Source organism: Paraglaciecola sp. QJM3NY_14, from assembly GCF_056173245.1.
This window is the reverse complement of record NZ_CM149664.1, coordinates 1,347,010-1,369,865: the sequence shown is the minus strand read 5'-3', so window position 1 is coordinate 1,369,865 and position 22,856 is coordinate 1,347,010. Positions and strand designations below refer to the sequence as shown.

The following is a 22,856-nucleotide window of genomic DNA, read 5'->3' as shown; positions in this document are numbered from 1 at the left end:
AAATGCTGCAGTCATTAGCAAACAGTTTAAGCTCGCCGTTAGTTCATGGGCTTTTGTTGTTTGTTATCTTGCAGCTCTTATCTCGCCTGCCACTTCAAGGTCGGCGTATTTACCAATGGGCGTCATGCGTCCCAATCTTATGGGTACTTTTTTGTAGTCTTGTTTATCCCAGTGTTCTATTAATTAAGCCATTGGAAGACCAATATCCGACCATCAAACTCTCTTCAAATGAATGGCAACTGACGGATGGTATCGTAGTGTTAGCCTGCAATCATTTCGATGATGACGGCTTACCTTTTGTGAGTAAATGGCCCCAGTGCACGATGCAGCGCAATTTACACGCTGCGTTAATGTACAACGAAAAACCTCTGCCAATATACTTAGCCGCTGGGATCCTAAATGAGACGGACTTAAAATCTCAAGCCCAATATAACAAGGACTTTTTGGTCACTTTAGGCGTAAATCCAAAGGACATTCATACCTTTCCTATGGGGCATGACACAGAATCAGAAGTAGAAGCATTGGCGCCATATTTGCAAAACAAACATATGGCATTAGTAAGCTCGGCGAGTCACCTGCCTCGCGCAGTGGAATATTTCAGACTACACGGACTCTCAGTATTACCGATACCTGTAGAGCACCTCAGTCGGAAACACGTTTCATTCACCATAGGCTTGCCCAACGCGTATAGTCTTTATCGCAGCGAGCGAGCAATTCACGAGTACTTAGGTCTAATATACCAGCGCTACATTAAGTGATAAAACTAGTAAACAATGCATTGACGCTATAAATCACCAGTCAGATTGTAGGCCTTAGTAGGTTCGGCGAAGGATAAGCAAGGAACTAAACATGAAATCAATAGTGCCGATTTTTTCGGGGGGCGGAACCCGCTTAACAGTGCATATTGGCGTGTTCGATGCTTTACAGAAGCTCGATATTCAGTTTCAACACATGGTGGGGGTTTCTGGCGGCTCCATCGTAGCAGCTCTTTATTGCTGTGGTGTGCCCTTAGCAGATATAAAACACTTAGCCATGACAACTGACTTCAAAAAGTTCAAAGGCTTTTCATTACTCAGATTATTACGCCAAGGCGGTTTAAGTTCGGGGGATCAATTTGAGGCGTGGATGGACAAACACCTTAAAGGCCTAACCTTCTCAGACATAGATAAAGACTTACACATTTTAGCGACCGATGTTAACGGCGGAGGCCCGGTGGTATTTAGCCGTAAAACGAGTCCCGATTTGAAGATATCCAAGGCGGTGCGCTTTTCAATGTCCATCCCACTTTTTTTCAGCTTTCAAGCCTATAAACAGCATGTCCTTGTAGACGGCGCTATTTTATCAGAAGATGCGTTATATCAAGATTGGGCTGGTGATGGCTCACCTGTGATGTGTTTTAAATTAAAAAGCGAGCATGTGACAGATCCGAACTTTAAAAAAAGTTGGCTGCCATTACGGCAATATGTGATGATGCTGATCAGGACCTTCATGACGGCAATGTCGCGAGAGTATGTGCATGCAGAGTACTGGCGTAATACTATAATCATTAATACGGGTAAATTATCTCCCGTCGATTTTAATATTACGGCGCTACAAAAAGAGGAGTTGTACAATATTGGTTATAATACCGCATTTGAATTTGTGCCTAAACGAATGCAGATTTATACCGATACACAACTAAGGAACTAGATGTGGACTACCGTTTTAAAGAAATGAATCTATGAAGCAACTTCGAAAATACGCTGATCTCCCTATTATTGGGCCAGTGGTAAAAAAAGTAATGAATTTGGTAGTAAGCCAGAAGGCTAATCAGATCTCTAGACATTTCGCGGAATACTTGAGTCCTGTTGTTGCCCTGTCAGACGATCTGCGTAATGAATCTTATAAAATCAGGCACAAAGTCTATTGCGAAGAATTAAAGTTTGAAGATGAACGCTCAGACAAAATGGAAACAGATCAGTTTGACAGTCACTCTACCCATTGTTTAATTAAGCACCTCCCTACTGGTGAATATGCCGGTACGGTTCGCATCGTACGCTCTATGAGTGAAGAGCAGCTTTTACCAATAGAGAAATACTGTATTAGTTCGATTGCTGACGACGCAGTACACCCAAGTGATTTTCCGCGAAGTGAAATATGTGAAATATCACGATTGGCAGTTCCCGCTCAGTTTCGAAAGCGTGCCACGGATAAATTTAAAGGTTCAGCCACAGGTGCCATTAATGAGCATATCTACTCTGAGCGCGAGTTACGCTGTTTTCCCTTTATTGCGGTCGGGCTTTATTTGTGCGCCGCGTCTACCTCGCGCAAACACGATATTAAACATTGTTTTGTGATGATGGAACCAAGGCTAGCCCGCAGCTTACGTTTTGTAGGGATCCCATTTCAACAAGTAGGTCCCGTTGTGGAATATCACGGCAAGAGGGCCCCATACTATATCAGTCGTCACCTATTGATGAGCGGCCTGACACCCGGCTTCAAGCGCATGCTGAAGAATATCGAAAAGAAAGTTAATTCACAATTCAACTGAAAAGCTCAAAACTTAGGGCCTACTGTCTAGGCAGTATTAAATGTCAAAAAATTTTACATAGATTAATTAATCCAATCTATGTATGGTAAGCGTCGAATCAATCCCTCCTTCCTATGTTGAGACGGAAACTAAATTTCCCCTTACATCATTACTCTTTTGCCTATCAATTAGGCGTGAATAGCGAAATGTGTTCGATAATCTCCCGCCTCACCGATAACCGTACTCTATTCTGTCAGAGAATTTTACATCTCCTTATATTAAAAAAATGAAAAAAAGCTAAACAACTGAAATTAAAGAATATTTTAAAATTGGCATAAGTACTGCTTTATCCTCTGCAGCAGTATCTTTGGTCTCATCTTTTGGTCTAAAAGGAATATCACATGTCAAATTTAGTTAAGAAAACAAAATTAGTAACACTAGCCGCTCTTTTGGCGTTTGGTGCAGCAGGTCAAGCAAGTGCGTTAACGATCTCTTTTGGTGGGCAAGAAGCTACTGACGGTTTGGATCTGTCTACTAGTGCGGGCTTAACAAGTAACTTCATAAGTTCAACTAATATAATTTCCGATGCGTCTCTTGGTTATTTCGTTGAAACGTTTGATGCATCTACAGCGTTTCCTGTTGGAGCTGATGGTAGTGATGAATTCAATGTTCAAGATGCTTCTGATGGCTGTCAAGTAAACTCTCCTCTTGATATCACCCCTAGTTCGGCTGGCGTTGTAAATGTTCGCAAAGGATCAGTACCAAATGTCGCAGCGTCTCCAGCTGGAGATGAAACATGTTATGCGTATACGACACCAGCAACTATAGGTAATGATAGTTTTGTCGACATTGACTATGCTGAGTTCCTTGAGACTATAGGCACCAAAGTTGACCCTGCTTTAGCAGGATCTTCTATAAGCTACTTAGGCTTCTATTGGGGTTCTGTAGATACATATAACTCGTTTGAGTTTTATAATGGTGATACGCGAGTAGGTGGTATTACAGGCCCTGAGTTATTGGCAGAACTCAATGGCCAATCAGGTAATCAAGAAGGCGAAGGCTCAAACGTTTATGTCAACATCGCTTTTGCTGCTGATGAAACATTCAATCGTTTACGTGTTATTTCTTCTCGTATCGCAGGCGAGTTCGATAATATTGTAATAGGCCTAGATCAGCGCCCCGTTTCTGCTCCTGCTAGCTTGGCTTTCTTAGGTCTTGGTCTTTTAGGTCTTGGTCTTGGTAGAAGATTTAGAAAATAAGAGTTAATTACTCTTCACGAAAAGCCGGCTTGCCGGCTTTTTTTATCACTCAAATTCGTCGTATCATTTTTGCGTTTTTTCTTTCTCTTCTTTTCAGTGTTCAAATATCGTCATTATTAATCGAGTAACATATCGTCTAATTGAAAAACAAATACTCCATTTACATTCGCTGGTCTGATGTTGTGTAGTAGAATACTCCTATCGGATACATTATTTTGGATTTACAATGGATTTAATGAAATTGATAAGCGAGGTTTTACCCGATACTGAAGCTGTACTTTTTGCTAAAGAGAGTGCGACTGAACATTTTGGCAAAACAACCTTCTGTGACAATATTAATATTGATTTCGCTGTTCAAATAAAAAACGAGTCTGCCATACCCAAACTATTACTGTTAGCGAATAAATATCAGTTCTGCCTCTACCCCATTAGCACTGGAAATAACTGGGGTTATGGTTCAATTCAAAATACGCTCATTGACGGCCCAAGAGTCGTTGTAGATTTAAGCTCACTTAAGTCTATTATTCCCAATAATAAAAAAGCGGGGCTAGTGACGGTTCAACCAGGTGTGACCCAACAAGATTTATTTGATTTTTTACAAGAAAACGATTGGCCATTTATGGTGCCTGTTACCGGTGCTGGGCCCCACTGCAGTATTCTAGGTAATGCGTTGGAGCGAGGGTATGGTATCACCCCCAGAACGGATCACTTTGCCGCGGTCAACGCGTTAAAAGCATATCTTCCTCACCCTAATTTGTGTCACAGGAAATTTGAATCCGCGGTTTCTATCCTAGATGGTTCATCTGATGACTATATTGATAAAACCTTTAAATGGGGTTTGGGCCCCTACATAGATGGTTTATTCACTCAAAGTAACTTTGGTATTGTCAGTGAAATGACAATTCGCCTAGCCCCCAAGCCTGAGCACTTTAGTGCCTTTTACCTACAAGTCTTTTCCTCAGACAAATTTTCTGATGCTGTCGCCCTTATAGAGCAGACCTTACTAGAGTCTGATGGTATTGTTGGCTCTATAAATTTGATGGACCGTCGTCGTCTAGTATCAATGGTTGCCCAAAATCCAAACGGTCAAGGTCAGCACAATGTCATGAGTGATAAGCAAGTTGAAACGATAGCCAAAGAGCAGCGCTTACCTCAATGGATGATTGTGGGTACAATTTACGGTTCAAAGAAAGTGGTTTCAGCCACCCAAAAGCAATTTAAGCGACGGGCAAAAAACCTAGGCCAACTGAATTTTTCCAATAGCTGGCTGATTAACGTCGCAAAATTTGTTGTTAACCTACCATTGCCAGCTATCGCGACCATTGACAAGATAAAAGCGCAACTAAGCACCTTAGATGAAGGCATAGAAATCATGCTAGGCAAACCCAATCAGGTTGCCCTGCCGCTTGCATATTGGCGTAACCCTAGAGTTGAAGCTAATAAAAGTAGTGACCTTTTACCTGATAAAGATAAATGCGGCTTGCTTTGGTACGCCCCTCTCATAAAAATGTCATCGGAGGTGCTGGCAGAATTCGTCTCGTTTATTCGGAAAACTACACCTAAATACGGAATCGAGCCATTGGTTACGTTCACAAATCTGAAACATGACTGTATTGATTCTACCGTGCCGCTTGTTTTCGATTTAGAAAATCCTGAAGCGGTGTCCGCAGCACACCAATGTTTAAACGAGCTTCTCATTGAAGGTTGTAAGAAAGGCTTTGTACCTTATCGAATGAACATAACACAACAGGCCGCTTTACCTGCGGATGATATTTTCTGGCAAACAACTAGACTTTTAAAGCAAGCCATTGATCCAAATGGCATTTTGGCACCTAACAGATATAACCCTTAACATTTTAGCAGTATTGTAGCGCCAACCATATTGTTCCTCATATTATAATGCAATAAAGTGGTATTACTTTATTGTTGCACCTCCGCCTCAAAGGTGAGCGAACACACACCGGCGAAAAGAATTAACTAATGGAGTTAGTATGCGTATCAAAATTTTATCATCTTTAGTCGTAGTTTCAGCACTTACCCTAATAGGGTGCGATAGCAAGTCCGCAGAAGAATACATCGCGAGCGCCAAAGAGCAATATCAGAAAAACGACACCCAAGCCGCAATTATTGATTTGAAAAATGCCATCGCGCTAGCGCCCCAAAATAAAGACGCGCGCTTGAAATTAGGCCAGTATTACCTTCGTGGGGGATTATTCGATGAATCAGAAAAAGAACTACGTAAAGCTTTAGAGTTAGGAGAATCAAAAGATTCTGTTTATCCAGCCTTAGTCAAAGCCATTTATTATCAAAATGACTTTGATCGTCTCATACTATTAACTCAAGATTTTACTAGTAATGATACCGAGGTACTTAGCAGTGTCTATTTGTTTACTTTCTTAGCCAACTTAAAAAACACCTCTGATAATGATGCTATTAATACTGATTTTTCTACATTAACCGGCGACGATAAAACATTAGCGCAGGTTTATTATGATTTTTCTCAAGGTAACTACGAGCAAGCTAACAGCAATTTATCTAGCTTCGTTGATTTAGAACGTAACAAAATCGAGAAACTCATCGTTACGGGCTTAATCAAGGCGCAATTAAAAGACTACGACTCAGCTATCAGTGCTTTAGAAAAAGTCGTTAACTCATCACCTGAATACTTTGTTATTCAGTTTCAATTGGCAGAAATATTGATAAAAGCTGAAAAACTCGAAAAAGCTCGAGTACTTATCGATGGACTCTTGAAAGTGAACGCCAGAAGCGCCTATGCGAATTTACTAATGTCACAAATTTATATTAGCGAAGATGATTATAAAGAAGCATTCGATGCAGCTGAGTTTGCGATACAAAACGGTATCAATAATACGCAAAGTAACCTCCTTGCTGGTATCAGTGCTTACAAAATTGAGCGAACTGAAAGTGCTTACAAATATTTATCAAGAGCTTCTAGAAATATACCTCGCGATCATATGGCCAATAGGTTATTGGCTGATGTTAAAATTAGATTAGGTGAAACTGATAATTTGGCACAACTGCTCGAAGGTATCTCAGGCCAAGATATTCAGAAATCAAGCTTGCTTGAGAATGCTGCGATGATTAAATTCCGAGAAGGAGACGTTGATGAATCTAAAAGTTTGTTTAAACAAGCGAAAGAAGGCGATCCTAATAATGCGGTAACGCTCTTGCGGGAAGGTTTGGTTAAACTTTCATCTGGCGATCAGTCTGGTATTGAAAGCTTAGAGTCAGCTGTCTCAATCGACGACACGTTAAATGAAGCTTGGAGTCTTCTTGCGCAAGCCCATATACAAGCAAACGATCCGCAACAGGCGTTGAATGTTGCCAAGCGCTGGCAAGAAGTAAACAAAATAGATGGGTTAGTGCTTGAATCCTATTTGCTGCAACAGTTAAGCGATAATGTTAAAGCTAGAGCAGCTCTAGAAAAAGTACTTGAGTTAGCGCCGGATAATTACCCAGCGATGCGTTTCTTGATGTTGATGAATGCTCGCGAGAAGCGTTTTGATGAGGCTCGAACGTTAGCTGAAAAGCTGTTGCTGTCGTCCAATAATGCCGAGGGCAAATTTCACTTAGTTCTAACCATCATTAACCTAGCAATACAGCAAGATGATCTTAAGTCTATCGAGACGTTGCTTCAGTCCTTATTGGATAACCAATCTATTGATGTTGAAAAAGAACCTTTAGAGTTAAAAGTGGGATTAGCAACGATTTATAACTATCAAGGTGAATACCAAAAAGCATTGACGGTCTTAAAAGACATCAAAGATCAGAAAGACTTCTTTGTATTATCTGAATTAGGTCAGACTTATATAGAGATGGATGATTTTAGGAACGCAAAATTAACTTTTGAGACGCTTGTAAATATTTTCCCGAGAAATACGCTTAGCTGGAACAAGCAAATAAACCTACTTAATCAGTATGGTTTACATGTTGAAGCAGCAGAGTTAGCTAGCCGTGCTGAAACTGCTATCCCGCATGATCCTCGCCTCACAGTACTTAATATTCGAGCACTTATTCGAGCGGGAGAAATCCCGAGGGCAAAACAAAAAATCGAAAAGATGAATTCTGAAGGACACAGTTCCCCTATGTTTGAGCTATTTAATGGAGAAATTGCTCTTCATAATCAAGAGTATGAGAAAGCGAGTGAACTACTCAGCCATTACTATTCAGAAAACCCTTCATGGGACACGGCTATCCCTCTTGCGGAAGCCCTTGCGAAAGTGGGTAAGGTTCAACTTGGCGGAAGTTATCTAGTACAGCAAACGGCGAAAAGGCGAGTTAAGTACAAGAACATCCATTACATTGCTGAATACTATACTCGAAACGGCGCTCTTGACGCGGCGGAGATATATTATAAGGGCTTACTAGATATGAATCCTAAAGACTTTGTAACGTTAAACAATTATTCAGCGCTTGCCATTAGAAAAGAGGAAATCCCTCTAGCTATCGAGCTAGCTCAACAAGCTATTCAGATACAGCCAAACTCCCCTTATGCTATGGATACTTTGGGTTGGGCACTGTTTAGAAACAATCAATTTTCAGACGCGCTAACCTACATCAAAAAGGCAAATGCGGAATTACCGAAAAACAATGAAATTACCCTCCATCTGGTTGAGCTGTTGATCGCTACAGGCAGTAAAGATAAAGCTAAAGGTCTTATCAACCGATTTAAGCCTGCTAATGATACTGAGAAAGACACACTGTCGCGCCTCAGCACCAGTATTTAAGTCACGGCAGTCGCAGGCCTAGCAAATGTTTGTTGCTTGGCCTGTTTAGTATATTTCAACCGAGTAAATCGTATCTATACCATCACTCATTATCCACTGGAAGATATTGCGCTACATGAGGCGCTGTGGAGCGACCTTTATAAACAGTCTGATGCTAGCGTTTTTCTTAATTGGTCATGGATAAAAGCATGGTTAACGTCAATAGATTCTGTGCCAGTTGTGTTAGCTGCATATGAAAATACCCGCTGTGTAGGTTTAGCTTTTTTAATACAGCGAAACGCCCGTTCTTCGAGCAGAATAGATATCAAACAGCTATGGTTGCATAGAAAAGGTGAGCAGGCGTCAGATCAAATGTGGATTGAGCATAACGATTTTCTGTTGCATCAGAACAACAAAGACCAGATTCGTTTAGCCATGTTGGAATATCTGTTTGCGCAAAAAAAACTGTGGCACGAATTGTATTTTGGATTAACGAATTCAAAAGTGATTGATTCAATTAAACTAAACTGGCCTTCTTGTCGAGAAGTCATTAGCTCTCCCGATTTCGAAGTCGACTTACGCCACAAAGCCAATTTAAATGATTACTTGGCTGATTTATCGAAAAACACTCGTTCGCAAATTAGGCGTACAGAAAAGCTATTAACACAATCAGGTGAATTAGCGCTTACCGTGGCTCAAACCGCAGCCCAGAAAGAAACGTTCCTAGAAGATATATCTCGACTACACAAAGATAAATGGAGAGATACAGAATTTGGCAGTGGATTTGATAACCCGATTTTTGAGCAATTTCATAGACATCTGATTTTTGAAGATGATGTAACGAATAAAACCCGACTTTACTGCCTCACTCTCGATAAAAAACCAATCGCCTACATATATCTACTAATAGATGATGACACTTGGTATTTTTACCTGTCTGCCATAAACGGCCATGACGACAACAGAGTCAAAGTCGGATTACTTGCACATGCATATATAATCGAACAAGCCATAGCTGAAAAAGTCAGTAAGTATAGCTTTTTAGCAGGGGAAGCACGCTACAAGCGTTCGTTATCAAACCTCCCTGAAACAAGCCAAACACTGGTTTGTTTTTATCAACCCACTGTGTTTATGCGTCTACGAGAATGTGCACGACGATATAAAAACGCACTACCAAACATATTGAGACATTAGAATAAAAATGATAACTGAAGATGCCGGTGACTACTCTGTTCCCATAAAATTAGACTCATTGCAAGACAGCGCTGTTACTTCTGTGAGCGTGCCTCTAGCACAAGGGGTGTTGTATGAACTTACAGCGAGTCAGCTACTAACAAATGGAGGGCCAATATCGTGTGGGGCAAAAGCACTCGCCAATTGGCCTGATGGCAGTATCAAATGGCTACATTTAACCTTTGCCGTTCCCGAGCAGTTAAGAGAAGACCTAATATTTAAGGTTACTAAGGCCAAGCAAAGCGAGACCGCAAGTGTACCAAAGAGCCTAACTTATGTTTCGAATGACTCACACACTACAGTCACTCATTCGCTTTATCGCTTTACGTTAACCCATGCTGATGGCAGCTTTTCAATCGCGTCAGGCACAACAGATGACGCCAATAAGGTTATCCGAGGTTGCCTGAACTTACATGACGCCCATAGCCAACCATGTGCCATTTCATCCTGTCTTGTATCCATAGACGACACCCTGTCCCTACTTGATGGCTCTATCTACGGTTTATCGGTACAAGTCGACATGACTTATGCGCCCGTAGATGACGACACCGTTTCGAATATTTCATCAACGAGCGTTTTTCTATTAACCGCCACCCACGAAGCGATAAAGTTAGATGTCACCCTACACAACGCGAATGCGGCAGTGCACTCCGGCGGGAGTTGGGATTTAGGGGATGCCAATTCGTTTTACTTTTCAGCCCTCAACCTTTATATGAAAAGCGATGGAGCCTCAACTTTTCAATATCGAACAGAACAGGACAGCCCGTGGCAAACTCATCTAACAGAAGCGGCTACAAATACAAGTGACGTGAGTATTCAACAATTTTCAAGTGGTGGTAAGAATTGGCTAAGCCCTGTGCACGTTGACCATAAGAACACCCTCCCCTTTAGTGTTAATGGCTATCAAGTCGCTAAAGAAGGCGAGGTCATTTCTTCGGGTCAACGGGCGACGCCGTTAGTATATTGGGATAAGAAGGTAAGTTTTACGATTGACAATTTTTGGCAGAAATTTCCTACTTCGATAACCATGACACCTAAGGAGATGCTACTCAGCTTTTTTCCTGCCCAGAAAAACCACCTGCACGAACTTCAAGGTGGTGAAAAAAGCACACATTCAGTATGGCTCTCAACTAACGATAAACCTGACGCACTTGACGAAATCACTAGGAGTAGTAAAGGTGTCCGTCTTTGTGGTGAATATATACATAGTGAAATACCGCTGTATACAGAGTGTCAAAATACACATAGCACAATACAAAACTTGATAAATAACGGGTTGCAGTCACAAAATAATTTTTTTGAAAAACGTGAACAGCTCGATGAATACGGATGGCGGAATTTCGGTGATATTTACGCTGATCACGAAACGGCTGAACACAAAGACAGTTCACTTTTTGTGTCCCATTACAATAATCAATACGATCCTATATTTGGCTTCTTACGCCAATTCTTACTGAGTAACGATCCACGATGGTTTACCCTTGCGGATGACTTAGCCAAGCATGTCATTGATATCGATATTTATCATACTAAACAGGACAAGGACGAATATAATGGCGGCCTTTTTTGGCACACTGATCATTATTTGCAGGCTTTTACATCGAGTCATCGTTCATATTCAAAACTTCAAGGTAAAGGTGCGTATCAGGATCACGCTGGCGGCGGCGGACCAGGCGGCCAACATTGTTACACATCAGGCCTTGCGCTGTATTACTTACTGACTGGCAACCCAAACGCCAAAGAAGCCGTGCAAACACTAACCCAATGGATCACCTATGTGTATGAGGGCGGCAATACATGCCTAGAGTTGTTACTTGCTCTTAAAAACAGACATGTGCTCGGCTTAAAAAACCATTTTACCGGCCAATATCCTCTTGATCGTGGTACCGCGAATTACATTAACGCGTTGCTCGACAGTTATGTGGTCACAAGCGAACGTGCATCCCTGCAAAGCGTTGAACATGTTATCCGACATACTATTCACCCAAATGAAGACATCACATTACGTCATTTGAGCAACGTCGAAGAAACCTGGTTTTACACAGTTTTTCTGCAATCTTTAGTGCGTTATCTGGACATTAAGTGCATTAGTAAGGAGTTTGATGACGCTTTTTATTATGCGCGAGATGGACTGCTACGTTTTGCTCAGTGGATGCTCGAACATGAATATATGTATCTCGATAAACCCGAAATTTTAGAATATCCAAATGATACGTGGACGGCTCAAGACTTGCGCAAAGCCCATGTGCTTAGCGCCGCGTATTTCTATGGAAATAAGCACGATCACTCACTTTTGCAAAAAGCTGAGTATTTTGAAAACGAAGTTTCGTCTCGATTACAGCAAAGTGACACTAAAACCTATACCCGTATTATGGTTTTGCTGATGCAAAACGACGGCCCAACGTCTTACTTCAAGCACGCTGTGCTACCAATTGAGTTTAATGAGCGAAAGATAGATTGGCCGGCCCCAGCTTATGCTAATGGTTCAAATGTGACGCGCTTAGTAAAAGCATTTGGGAAACGTATGCTAGCACTTTCAATTCGCAATGAAGTAAACTGGCTCAAAAAAAGGCTAGGATAGCCAGTGACACACTCAGGAACACCTAACTAGATGCAGATTTCTTTTATCATTCCTCACAAAGGAAGGTTTGAAATGTTAATTCAAACCATTGAATCTATTGCTAAACAAACCTTTGACTTATCTCAGGTAGAAGTCATTGTCGTCAGTCAAACAAAAGAGGCGCTGAGCCACACCTTTTGTAACGACCATTCATTGCGTATCAACACATTTTTACGTCCTGAGTCAGACACCATATCGGCCCTTAGAAATTACGGCGAGACTCAAGCTAACGGAGAGTTTTTAGCGTTTCTTGATGCGGATATCTACTTGTCAGAAAACTGGCTTGAGCAAATGTTGAACACCTTAGATTGCGATCCAACTCGAATTATTGCCAGTGCTATGCAAATTTGTCTACCAGAGGCTCCGCCGCTAGAGAAAATTCGCACGAGTTTGAGCAACGCAGAATTGGACACCAACGTGGCATTTTTACCCGGTAGAAATTTATTTCTCACCCGAAGCGCATTTCATAAAATAGGGGGGTTTCCAGAACACCTGCTGACCTGCGAAGATTACTATTTTACTGACAAAGCAGCGCAATTGGGCGCCCTGTTTTATACCTCAGCAGCTAATTACATTCATCTAGGTGAAGATAAAACCCTAAAAGGTATGTTTGACAAGGAGATATGGCGCGGGCAGTCAAATTTAAAGTCTATTGAAGGTAGACACATTCCTATTAGGGAATGGCCAAGCTTTATTGTCCCCCCAGCGATTTTTTTATGCATTCTGTGTGCGCTTATTCTACTATGCGCCGGGCAAATGGCCCTAGCCTTGCTTAGTTCGATACTAGCCCTGATACCCTTACTTGCATACACCATACGTTTATATCGCTTAGATACATTGAAGGTCTCTTTTGTAAACACATTCACCTTCTATGCGGTGTACTTTCCAGCTCGGGCGATCGGTACCTTTGCCGGCATATTTAAATCTATTAGCAATAAAAACCCTTAAGGCATGTTACCTATGATAAGAAAACGTAAAGTACTTCAATTTATCTGCCCAACAGGCTTTTACGGTGCAGAGCGTTGGGTGCTTGCCTTAGCGAAGCATTTAAATCCCGATACGACGATATGCGACTTAGCAGTCACCATGGAGCCTGGTCAAAAACCACTGGAGTTGGTCAAGGAGTACCAAAAGTTAAATTTAGCAACGCATATTATCGACATGAAGAATAAGTTTGATTTAGGGGCCGTGGATAGACTCGCCACGCTTATTCGTGAACAGAATATTGATGTCATTCACACCCATGGATACAAGTCAGACATTATAGGCGTACTGGCGGCGAGGCGAGCAAAAATCCAGTGCGTGGTGACTCCACACGGCTTTGAGAATGCAAAAGACTTTAAATTAAAGACGTTTATCTGGCTTGGGTGTCAGTCGATGCGCTTTGCTCATAAAGTCGTTCCTCTTTCACAACAGCTTATGCAAGACGTGTTGAACATTGGCGTTAAGCCTGAAAAGACGCTGTATATTCAGAACGGTGTAGATCTGTCTGAGGTGGAAGCTGAGCCCGTACCTGCGCGCCTGGAGCCCAACAAAAAACGCATTGGCTTTGTCGGCCAAATGATTAGTCGAAAAAACATTCACGATATTCTCGACATTTTCGAGAAATTACATAAAAAGCATCCTGATACTGAATTAATTTTACTCGGGGATGGGGATGCACGACAAGAATTAGAGCAGCATACTCAAACGTTAGCCAGTAAAGACGCGATACAGTTTTTAGGTTTTAGGGATGACAGATTAAGCCTGCTTAAGTCGTTTGATTTATTTGTTATGACCTCAACGTTGGAAGGGATCCCAAGATGCCTAATGGAGGCAACTGCTGCCAGTATTCCCGTAGCGGCTTATGACATAGCCGGTATTGACCAATTAATCAGCCATGAAAAAACAGGCTTACTCGCCACGTTAGGTGATAAAGAAACTCTACTTACCTATTGGGAAAAATTGTTGTACAACCAAACGTATGCAACAGAAATGGCTGAAAATGCTAAGCAATTCGTATACGATAATTATTCTGCTCAACGTATGGCAGCGCAATACAGTGATTTGTTTGACGAGATGACAAAGGATAGTTAATGCAACGAAGCAAATCGCCACCCATTATTTTTGTTCTCTCCATTGATACAGAGGAAGAATGGGACTGGTCAGGTGCATTCCCACAACAAAATGCTGATGTGAATAATGTGGCATTGTTGCCCAGTTTTCACGCGCACCTTGGTGCTTTAGGGGTTCGACCAACATACCTAGTCGACTATGCAGTTGCGGATTGCCCTACTGCTGCATCAACCATTAGAACAATTTCTGCTCAACAAAATTGCGAGATTGGTGCTCACCTTCACCCTTGGTGCAACCCTCCATATTTTGGCCCTGCAACAGATGAAAGCTCACACGTAGTTAATTTGCCTAAAGAGCAAGTATCGCAAAAGCTTGACGTATTAATGCGCCGCATCGAAGAGCAATTCTCAGTTAAAGCCAAATCGTTTCGCACTGGGCGATGGGGAATTGATTCCAATGTTTTAAAGCTGTTGACCAATGTAGGAATAACCGTTGACTCGAGCGTTTATCCATTTTACAGCAACGACTATTTCAGTTGCCTTGGGGCACCATCACTCCCCTATTGGCCTGATTTAAACAATCCCCTTGTGTCATCACAACAGCGGGATATTTTTGAGTTGCCGGTAACTGTTGGCTTTAATCGTCCGAACTTTTCACGATGGAATGACATTCACACCAAATTTGCCTCTCCTCCGTATAGTTGGACGAGGTTTAATGGTATCGCTTGGCACACACATTTATTACGTAAACAATATTTGTGCCCCGAGTTATCAGCACCAAAAGACATGTTATCTCTGTGTGAAACCGTCATAAACAAAGGATATACAGTGCTTCACATGTACATGCACAGCTCAAGCTTATTGGATAACAACAACAGCTTACTAGGAAACCGTAACGCCTATGAGTTTTTAAGCGAATCCATAACTGAGGTGATCACGACGTTGCGCACTAAATACCAACTGGATTTTTGTACGCTATCTGAAGCAGCTGAAAAAATTCAGCAACATCCACAGAAGAGTACAAAATGACGGTGCAAGTACGCTTAGTCACACAAGCAGACAAATCCATATGGAATGCTTACATCAATAACCACCCTAGAGCAACGCCATATCACTATTATGGTTGGGTAGAGAGTGTAGAACAGGCATACCAACACGAAAATACCTCAGCCATTGCCCTTTGCGGCGACGACGTTGTTGGCGTGTTCCCTTGTATCCTGATGCGTCGACCTTTGTTGCGCCCTGCATTTTGCTCCCTGCCCTATTGTGATTTGGGTTTCTTACTCGCTGATGACAGCACAACTGCAGATAAACTGATGGCATTCATGAAGCAGCAATTATTGAATGTCACTGGGCGAACATTTCAATTAAGAGACTACATAGACGAACCCCCAACAGAGTCACAAATGGAAGGCCAAAAAGTACGCATGCTTTTGTCGTTGCCCGCCACTAGTGAAGAATTATTGAGCAACTTCAAATCAAAACTACGCAGCCAAATACGAAAGTCAGAAAAAAATGGCCTGCGGTATAAAATCCATAAAAACGGTAATGGCTTGGACGATTTTTACCACATATTCGCGATCAATATGCGTAAATTGGGCTCCCCTGTACATAGCAAAGCATGGTTTCAACATATCATTGAAAACTATAAAGAAAACAGTATATTATCCGTCGTTTACAGTGAAAACATACCCGTTGGTGCTGGGATAACGCTGTCTACAGGGGGAGTGACTTCAATACCATGGGCATCGACAGTCGCCGAGTACAATCGTTTAGCTCCTAACATGCTGTTGTATTGGTCTTTGCTAAAAGAAGCGTGTGACAATAACATGCAAACATTTGATTTTGGGCGCTCCACTTTTAATGAGGGGACTTATCGATTTAAAGCTCAGTGGGGAGCCACGCCCCAATTACTGAATTGGTATGATGCCACAACACAAATTCAACAAGATTTTAGCGCTCAGGATAACGATGAACGTGAAAACGTACCACAGGGTAAAATCAGACCCGTAATTGAGAAAGTTTGGGCAAAATTGCCTTTGCATGTAACGACCGCGCTTGGTCCTAAAATTCGTAAACATATCAGTTTGTAAAGATGACCAGCCATTTGGTATGCATCAAATGGTTTGTTCAATAAAGAACACCAACTACAGGGCCGAAATATCTATGTGTGGTATTGCAGGGTTTACACAATTTAGCGGGAACATGGGTAACCAGCAAACCCTTAAAAAAATGGGTGACAGTATTTATCATCGTGGTCCAGACGCTGGTCGCGAATATTTCGATGAATACGTAGGTCTAGCCCATCGTCGGTTGGCCATTATCGACTTGTCAGAAGCCGGCACACAGCCCATGTACTCACATGACGAAAGATACATCATTGCCTTTAATGGGGAGATATATAACTTTCAGGCACTTCGCGATAACCTGGTCAGCGAAGGCTATCCATTTAAAACCCACACAGACACAGAAGTGATCCTTGCGCTCTATGCAACGCACGGTGACAAGATGCTTAGCATGTTAAATGGCATGTTCGCGTTTGCACTTTGGGACACCACCAGTAAGCGTTTGCTCATTGCTCGAGATCGTGTGGGCAAAAAGCCCCTTTATTACCTTAAAACTGACACTCAGTTTGCGTTTGCCTCTGAAATTAAAGCATTACTTACGCTTCCCAATGTGTCGCGAGAAGTCAGGCTCGACGCAGTACATGACTTCTTTGCTTATCAATATGTACCAGACCCAAAAACTATTTTTACCGATATTCACAAGCTGCCTCCGGCACATTTTATGTGGGTGTCCCAGGACGGAATACAGATAGAACAATATTGGGATGTTTCCTTTAAGCAAACCAGCGATAAGTCTCAAGCCGAACTGACCAAAGCACTTTACGATTTAGCCACAGAAAAAACCTGTTCGCGTATGGTCAGTGACGTGCCATTAGGCGCATTTTTAAGTGGCGGAATAGACTCCAGTGGTGTGGTCGCTATGATGGCACTGAATAGCGATAAACCAGTCAAAACCTGCTCAATAGGATTCGATGAAAAGCGTTTTAACGAAACCGAATTTGCCCAAATTGTCGCAGATAAATATAAGACCGAGCACCACGAATTTACCGTTCATCAAAATGTAAAAGACAACTTAGAAGAGATAGTCGGTTATTTTGACGAGCCTTTTGCCGACCCATCTTTAGTACCAACGTATTTTGTTTCTCAGTTGGCGCGCTCTCAGGTGACGGTAGCGATTGCCGGTGATGGCGGCGATGAAGTATTTGCAGGCTATGAAAAATACACCACAGATGCACTTGAAAACAAACTACGTGAACGCTTTCCCGAAGCGTTGCGCAAAAAGCTATTCCCTAAACTTGCTAGCGTATTCGCTAAAAGTGAGCACCCACTATTTCGAAAGGCTAAATCTCTGTTAACCAGTTTGAGTTTAGACCCCGCCATGGGGTTTTATGTGACTAACTCGATGATAGATGATCGCCTTTGGGAACGTTTAGCCTCATCAGATACCAAGGCTAAGCTAGGCGCTTACCACCCAAGTGAAGTAACACTTGAAAATTACCATAAGGCCGATGGGAAAGACCATTTGTCGAAAATTTTGTATACCGATATGAAGACCTACTTGCCCGGCGGCATTTTAGTGAAAGTCGATCGCATGAGCATGGCGCATTCTCTAGAAGTGCGAGCGCCACTGCTGGATAAAGACGTGATCGAATTTTCCGCTACGCTGCCATCGAACTTAAAATATCGCGATGGCGAGAAGAAATTCATTCTCAAAGAAGCGTTTAAACCAGTTTTGCCTGATGATATTTTGTATCGCAAAAAAATGGGCTTCTCGGTGCCCTTAGCGACATGGTTACGATGTGAAATTAAAGAACTAACGGAAGATTACTTGTTCAGTAAGTCACAAGGCATTCAGCAGTATTTTGATATGGATGTGGTTAAGCAACTTTGGCAGCAACACCAAGCAGAAAAAGCCGATCACAGCACAGTATTGTGGAGCATGTTGATGTTTCAAATGTGGTGGTTCCGTTATATTCAAACGGACGCCGGAGCTCATTAGCAGTGCAAGCAAGAGTTTACTATCTCGATGTTCTAAGAGCACTGGCCATTATGATGGTGTTCACAGCACATAGCGTTCTCAGCTTTGGAGCACCTAGCAATATTGAGGGGCTTCAGTTCGGAGGTGCTGGAGTAGACCTTTTCTTTTTATTATCAGGATGGCTAATTGGCTCCCAGTTATTTGCAGAAAAAGCCAAATTTAACAATATAGACATTAAACGATTTTGGGTAAGACGTTGGATGCGTACCTTACCTGCTTACTATGTGGTACTTTTAGCAACTATTGCGCAATTAACAATAGAAAAAGGCTCCTATAAAGATCCGCTTCCCTATTTTTTCTTTTTTCAAAACTACGACTACCCTTTAACTTACTTCTACATTAGCTGGTCTTTAAGTGTTGAAGAGCAATTTTACCTAGCAATTGCTCCCTCATTAATATTGCTCTTTAAGGTCAGAGCATTTTACCAATCCATTGCGCTTATTTTTCTGTTGCTTACACCTTCGTTATTCAGGTATTTAGGATGGTTTGACACACTTGTTGAAACTCATGTTCGGTGGGACTGCTGTCTAATGGGAGTACTTTTGGCTCACACTTATTATCACTATCCTAAATTATGGTCGCGAGCCGCCAAATTTAAAAACCCAAGTGCTGTAATTGGTTCGATTTGTGTCGGGTTATTTTTTTACTTCCGATGGTTTCCACCGTCTAATGACTACGTAGATCCAAGCTTTTTATTACTGGCGCTGGTATTCGGAAGTTTGGTCTTTTTTGCGGTTAACACTCCAGTATTAGCTAAACCATTTGGTTACAGAATAATAATGCATATTTCTACGCGCTCTTACTCCATATACTTGCTTCACCCAGAGGCGTTAGCACTATGCCGACGATTCGCCGCAGATATGGGGTTTGTCGTGCATTTCACGGTCGCTTTACTCATTACGCTTGTCATCGCTGAAATACTATTTCGATTTATCGAGATCCCTTTTATCAAACTACGAAGCAAATTTGCCTTTTCAGCCAAAAGAGAAAACCATGTCGCTTAGAATTCTTCAACTTACGTTTGATATGCGCATAGGCGGCACAGAGCAGGTTATAAAAAACCTGATTTTAGGGGCCGACGCTTCACGCTTTACTATGTCAGTGCTGTGTATTGAATCACCTTTAGGCCCTTTCGCAGATGATTTAATTGCAAAGGGAGTTCATATCGAAGCCTTAGGCCGCAAGCCAGGATTTGATATCAGCTTGATTTCTAAAATACGTCAGCACATCAAAACCCACAAAATCGATATTATTCATTGTCACCAATATACCCCCTACGTATACGGTGTGTTAGCAGCGTTAGCGATGTCAGCTAAAATCGTTTTCACTGAACACGGGCGCTTCTATCCTGACTCAACCACGTGGAAGCGCAAAATCATCAACCCCATTCTGCACCGCTTCACGCATGCGACCACGGCTATTTCAGCAGCAACACGTGATGCTCTAATAGAGTATGAGTATATCCCTGGCAAAGATATTGACATAGTTTATAACGGGATCATGGGTATTGAACCTGAGCGTGCAAGAATAGAAGAGCTACAACAACAATTCCCCCTGGCACAAGGTTGTATTTTGTTTGGCACTATCGCAAGGCTCGATCCGATAAAAAACCACAGCATGATGCTACGGGCATTTAAACGTGTTATCGATGCTGGCGTAAACGCAAAGTTGATGATTGTTGGCGACGGTGAAGAGCGAGAAAACACAGACGCATTAATAAGTACCCTAGATTTGTCACAAAGCGTAATCATGACCGGCTATGAGCCAAAACCTCATGCCCATTTAGCATTGATGGATATTTATCTACTGCCCTCACTCAGCGAAGGCACGTCCATGACGCTGTTAGAAGCGATGTCATTGAGTAAGCCTTGCATTGTGACCCACGCAGGAGGCAACCCCGAAATCGTTTTACACGACGTCACAGGTCTTGTCACACCAAATGACGACGAGCAAGCTTACGCAGATGCAATGATAGCACTGGCACAAAATAAGCAACTACAAGATACCTTCGGTAAAGCGTCCAAAATACGGTTTGAAAATACGTTTGATATTAAAAATATGACACAAGCATATGAAGCGCTTTATTTGCGATTATTCTCAAGCGTGCAGGCATAGACAATGAAAAAAGCACTGAAAAAGATAATGGTCAATGTGACCGCTAAATTATTGCAACAGCCTTCTATTGAGCAACAACTAGACGACAAAGCACTGCACTGCGCGCAATCTCTTCCAGCCTTGAGTAACCTAGTCTCGCCTTATGCATCAAACCAGGCTCCATTGTCTCCTGTCACATCTGAACGAGATGACATTGTCTTCATCACCAGTCGTTTTAGAAGCGGTTCAACCCTGCTGTGGAATTTATTCAGGCAAACCCCCGAATGCAGTGCCTATTACGAGCCATTTAATGAGCGCCAATGGTTCAACGAGCAAATGCGCGGCGACAATGTGGATAACACACATCGCGGCGTAGATGACTATTGGGCTGAATACAACGGCCTTAGCCAGTTGTGTGACACCTATAACGAGGATTGGATCCGCAAGAGCCTATATATGTCTGCCCAATCATGGGATCCGCAGATGAAACGGTTTATTGAGCAGATGATAGAAGCCGCACCAGGGCGCTCCGTACTGCAGTTCAATCGTATTGATTTTCGTTTGCCTTGGATAAGGCAGCATTTCCCCAACGCAAAGATTTTGCATCTGTATCGTCACCCACGAGATCAATGGTGCTCGTTCCTCACTGATCAGCAGCGAATGAATAAAGATGATGTACATAACACGTACCAAGATGCTTTCTACTTGGACGTGTGGTGCCGCGATTTAGCCAAACATTATCCTGTGCTTGATAAAAAAAATACGCCCCACCCTTATCAGCGCTTTTATTATTTATGGAAACTATCCTACCTACATGGTCTAGCGTTTTCGGACATAAGTTTAAGTTTTGAGAACCTCACATGTGCTCCTAAAACCGTCATTTCAGATATGTTTACTGCACTGAATATGGACACAAACAAGGTTGAACCTTTAGTCGGTGTCATTAAAGCGCCTCCGGCTGAGCGTTGGCGTAAATATGCCGACGAAAATTGGTTTGCCCAGCATGAATATATTTGTGAAAAGAACCTGTCACTGATGCTCGAAGAGCGCTCTATCACGGACCCAGAACGATGAAAAAAACCTTGTTATTGAGTGAAATATTTCCACCTGTTAAAGGTGGAAGTGGACGTTGGTTCTGGGAAATTTATACGCGCATAACAACAGGTAATGTCGTTATAGCCGCTGGGCAAGACGTTAAAAGCGATGAAGTTGATAGCATAAGCCCACTTAAAACATATCGTTTACCCCTTAGCTCATGGAGCTGGGGCTTAAAAAGTCTAACGGGGCTAAAATACTACTTTCACGCATTACGTGCGGTATTAAAAGTCGTCAAGCAAAATGACATTGAGGTCATTCACTGCGGACGTTGTTTACCCGAAGGCTTTATTGGTTTTCTCATCAATAAAATAAAGGGTATTCCGTATATTTGCTATGTTCACGGTGAGGATGTGGAAACAGCAGCCACCAGCCGAGAACTAAGTTGGATTGTTAATAAAGCACTCGGTGGCGCGACCCGACTTATCGCCAATAGCCAGAACACGGCTGACATATTACTCAATAAATGGCATACCGATCCTGCAAAAACCATGATATTCAACCCCGGTGTAGACGCAAGTTTGTTCATCCCCGCGCCTCCCTCACAAGAGGTAAAATCACAGTTGGGATGGGAAGATAAAAAAGTGATTCTCACCGTTGGGCGCCTACAAGAACGCAAAGGGCATGACAAACTCATTGAAGCACTGCCCAGCATCATAAAACGCATTCCTAATGCGTTATACGCCATAATAGGCGATGGCGAACGCAAGAGCGCCTTACATGCTCTTGTTAAAGATCTGAACCTTGAGGCGCACGTACTGTTCATGTCAGAGCTGGATGATGAACAAATGATCCAGTGCTATCAGCAATGTGATGTATTTGTTCTGCCAAATCGAACGGTAGGCAGCGATATCGAAGGATTCGGTATGGTGCTAGTAGAAGCGCAAGCATGTGAACGCCCTGTCATCGCTGGGGATTCAGGAGGCACATCTGAAACCATGTTACTAGACGAGACGGGGTTTATCGTTGATTGCATCCAGCCCCAAGTGTTAGCTGACAAGATAGGCGATTTACTCGAAAACGACACGCTTAGAGAAAGTATGGGAAAAGCAGGTAGAAAGCACGTTCAACAAACCCTGGACTGGCCAGTGCTGAGTGAAAAGATAGCGACAGAGTTCAATAAATTGTGAAAAATCCGGCGGATAACGTCATGTTATGAAC

17 protein-coding genes are annotated in these 22,856 nt (G+C 42.4%); all 17 read left to right on the top strand.

Annotated elements, in window-relative coordinates:
• The first annotated feature begins 2 nt into the window (after positions 1-2).
• The 17 genes from AC0VYA_RS05785 (at position 3) to AC0VYA_RS05705 (ending at position 22,825) form a co-directional block, all read left to right on the top strand.
• On the top strand, positions 3-758 hold the full coding sequence (locus AC0VYA_RS05785; RefSeq protein WP_473479056.1) for an ElyC/SanA/YdcF family protein: 756 nt from the start codon (positions 3-5) through the stop codon (positions 756-758).
• 91 nt (positions 759-849) lie between these two features.
• Positions 850-1,689 carry a patatin-like phospholipase family protein gene (locus tag AC0VYA_RS05780; RefSeq protein ID WP_475490371.1) on the top strand — a complete coding sequence of 280 codons (840 nt, stop codon included), beginning with the start codon at positions 850-852 and terminating at the stop codon, positions 1,687-1,689.
• 31 nt (positions 1,690-1,720) lie between these two features.
• Entirely contained in the window at positions 1,721-2,530 is an 810-nt protein-coding gene (locus tag AC0VYA_RS05775) for a PEP-CTERM/exosortase system-associated acyltransferase (RefSeq protein WP_011574064.1), read from the top strand.
• 380 nt (positions 2,531-2,910) lie between these two features.
• Positions 2,911-3,768, top strand: a complete 858-nt coding sequence (locus tag AC0VYA_RS05770; RefSeq protein ID WP_475490370.1) for an Npun_F0296 family exosortase-dependent surface protein — start codon at positions 2,911-2,913, stop codon at positions 3,766-3,768.
• A 226-nt stretch (positions 3,769-3,994) separates the two neighbouring features.
• On the top strand, positions 3,995-5,620 hold the full coding sequence (locus AC0VYA_RS05765) for an FAD-binding oxidoreductase (protein WP_475490369.1): 1,626 nt from the start codon (positions 3,995-3,997) through the stop codon (positions 5,618-5,620).
• A gap of 139 nt (positions 5,621-5,759) precedes the next feature.
• Entirely contained in the window at positions 5,760-8,516 is a 2,757-nt protein-coding gene (prsT, locus tag AC0VYA_RS05760; protein ID WP_475490368.1) for an XrtA/PEP-CTERM system TPR-repeat protein PrsT, read from the top strand.
• 36 nt (positions 8,517-8,552) lie between these two features.
• Positions 8,553-9,689, top strand: a complete 1,137-nt coding sequence (locus AC0VYA_RS05755; protein ID WP_475490367.1) for a GNAT family N-acetyltransferase — start codon at positions 8,553-8,555, stop codon at positions 9,687-9,689.
• A 7-nt stretch (positions 9,690-9,696) separates the two neighbouring features.
• Positions 9,697-12,309, top strand: coding sequence for an RIFT barrel domain-containing protein (locus AC0VYA_RS05750; RefSeq protein WP_475490366.1), 2,613 nt, complete (start codon positions 9,697-9,699; stop codon positions 12,307-12,309).
• 30 nt (positions 12,310-12,339) lie between these two features.
• Complete coding sequence (locus AC0VYA_RS05745) at positions 12,340-13,296, top strand: glycosyltransferase family 2 protein (RefSeq protein WP_475490365.1); 957 nt, start codon at positions 12,340-12,342, stop codon at positions 13,294-13,296.
• A 12-nt stretch (positions 13,297-13,308) separates the two neighbouring features.
• A complete protein-coding gene (locus tag AC0VYA_RS05740; RefSeq protein WP_475490364.1) occupies positions 13,309-14,424 on the top strand; it encodes a glycosyltransferase in 1,116 nt (371 codons plus the stop codon).
• Positions 14,424-15,431 (top strand): polysaccharide deacetylase family protein, encoded by a 1,008-nt coding sequence (locus tag AC0VYA_RS05735; protein WP_475490363.1) that lies wholly within the window; start codon positions 14,424-14,426, stop codon positions 15,429-15,431. Before AC0VYA_RS05740 ends, AC0VYA_RS05735 begins: the two co-directional genes overlap by 1 nt.
• Positions 15,428-16,495, top strand: coding sequence for a GNAT family N-acetyltransferase (locus AC0VYA_RS05730; RefSeq protein WP_475490362.1), 1,068 nt, complete (start codon positions 15,428-15,430; stop codon positions 16,493-16,495). The genes AC0VYA_RS05735 and AC0VYA_RS05730 overlap by 4 nt, the downstream gene beginning before the upstream one ends.
• 73 nt (positions 16,496-16,568) lie before the next feature.
• Positions 16,569-18,467, top strand: coding sequence for an asparagine synthase (glutamine-hydrolyzing) (gene asnB, locus AC0VYA_RS05725; protein WP_475490361.1), 1,899 nt, complete (start codon positions 16,569-16,571; stop codon positions 18,465-18,467).
• Entirely contained in the window at positions 18,401-19,510 is a 1,110-nt protein-coding gene (locus AC0VYA_RS05720; protein WP_475490360.1) for an acyltransferase family protein, read from the top strand. The genes asnB and AC0VYA_RS05720 overlap by 67 nt, the downstream gene beginning before the upstream one ends.
• A complete protein-coding gene (locus tag AC0VYA_RS05715) occupies positions 19,500-20,621 on the top strand; it encodes a glycosyltransferase (RefSeq protein WP_475490359.1) in 1,122 nt (373 codons plus the stop codon). Before AC0VYA_RS05720 ends, AC0VYA_RS05715 begins: the two co-directional genes overlap by 11 nt.
• Before the next feature lie 3 nt (positions 20,622-20,624).
• Positions 20,625-21,674: a sulfotransferase gene (locus tag AC0VYA_RS05710; protein ID WP_475490358.1), complete on the top strand. Its 1,050-nt coding sequence runs from the start codon at positions 20,625-20,627 to the stop codon at positions 21,672-21,674.
• Positions 21,671-22,825, top strand: coding sequence for a glycosyltransferase family 4 protein (locus AC0VYA_RS05705; protein WP_475490357.1), 1,155 nt, complete (start codon positions 21,671-21,673; stop codon positions 22,823-22,825). The genes AC0VYA_RS05710 and AC0VYA_RS05705 overlap by 4 nt, the downstream gene beginning before the upstream one ends.
• The last annotated feature ends 31 nt before the right edge of the window (positions 22,826-22,856 follow it).

What these genes read in the sequence shown, in the direction of transcription:
- AC0VYA_RS05770 (WP_475490370.1), top strand. Translation starts at nt 2,911, where the DNA reads ATGTCAAATTTAGTTAAGAAAACAAAATTAGTAACACTAGCCGCTCTT.
- AC0VYA_RS05775 (WP_011574064.1), top strand. Translation starts at nt 1,721, where the DNA reads ATGAAGCAACTTCGAAAATACGCTGATCTCCCTATTATTGGGCCAGTG.
- AC0VYA_RS05745 (WP_475490365.1), top strand. Translation starts at nt 12,340, where the DNA reads ATGCAGATTTCTTTTATCATTCCTCACAAAGGAAGGTTTGAAATGTTA.
- AC0VYA_RS05740 (WP_475490364.1), top strand. Translation starts at nt 13,309, where the DNA reads ATGATAAGAAAACGTAAAGTACTTCAATTTATCTGCCCAACAGGCTTT.
- AC0VYA_RS05750 (WP_475490366.1), top strand. Translation starts at nt 9,697, where the DNA reads ATGATAACTGAAGATGCCGGTGACTACTCTGTTCCCATAAAATTAGAC.
- AC0VYA_RS05765 (WP_475490369.1), top strand. Translation starts at nt 3,995, where the DNA reads ATGGATTTAATGAAATTGATAAGCGAGGTTTTACCCGATACTGAAGCT.
- asnB (WP_475490361.1), top strand. Translation starts at nt 16,569, where the DNA reads ATGTGTGGTATTGCAGGGTTTACACAATTTAGCGGGAACATGGGTAAC.
- AC0VYA_RS05785 (WP_473479056.1), top strand. Translation starts at nt 3, where the DNA reads ATGCTGCAGTCATTAGCAAACAGTTTAAGCTCGCCGTTAGTTCATGGG.
- AC0VYA_RS05705 (WP_475490357.1), top strand. Translation starts at nt 21,671, where the DNA reads ATGAAAAAAACCTTGTTATTGAGTGAAATATTTCCACCTGTTAAAGGT.
- AC0VYA_RS05710 (WP_475490358.1), top strand. Translation starts at nt 20,625, where the DNA reads ATGAAAAAAGCACTGAAAAAGATAATGGTCAATGTGACCGCTAAATTA.
- AC0VYA_RS05715 (WP_475490359.1), top strand. Translation starts at nt 19,500, where the DNA reads ATGTCGCTTAGAATTCTTCAACTTACGTTTGATATGCGCATAGGCGGC.
- prsT (WP_475490368.1), top strand. Translation starts at nt 5,760, where the DNA reads ATGCGTATCAAAATTTTATCATCTTTAGTCGTAGTTTCAGCACTTACC.
- AC0VYA_RS05735 (WP_475490363.1), top strand. Translation starts at nt 14,424, where the DNA reads ATGCAACGAAGCAAATCGCCACCCATTATTTTTGTTCTCTCCATTGAT.
- AC0VYA_RS05730 (WP_475490362.1), top strand. Translation starts at nt 15,428, where the DNA reads ATGACGGTGCAAGTACGCTTAGTCACACAAGCAGACAAATCCATATGG.
- AC0VYA_RS05780 (WP_475490371.1), top strand. Translation starts at nt 850, where the DNA reads ATGAAATCAATAGTGCCGATTTTTTCGGGGGGCGGAACCCGCTTAACA.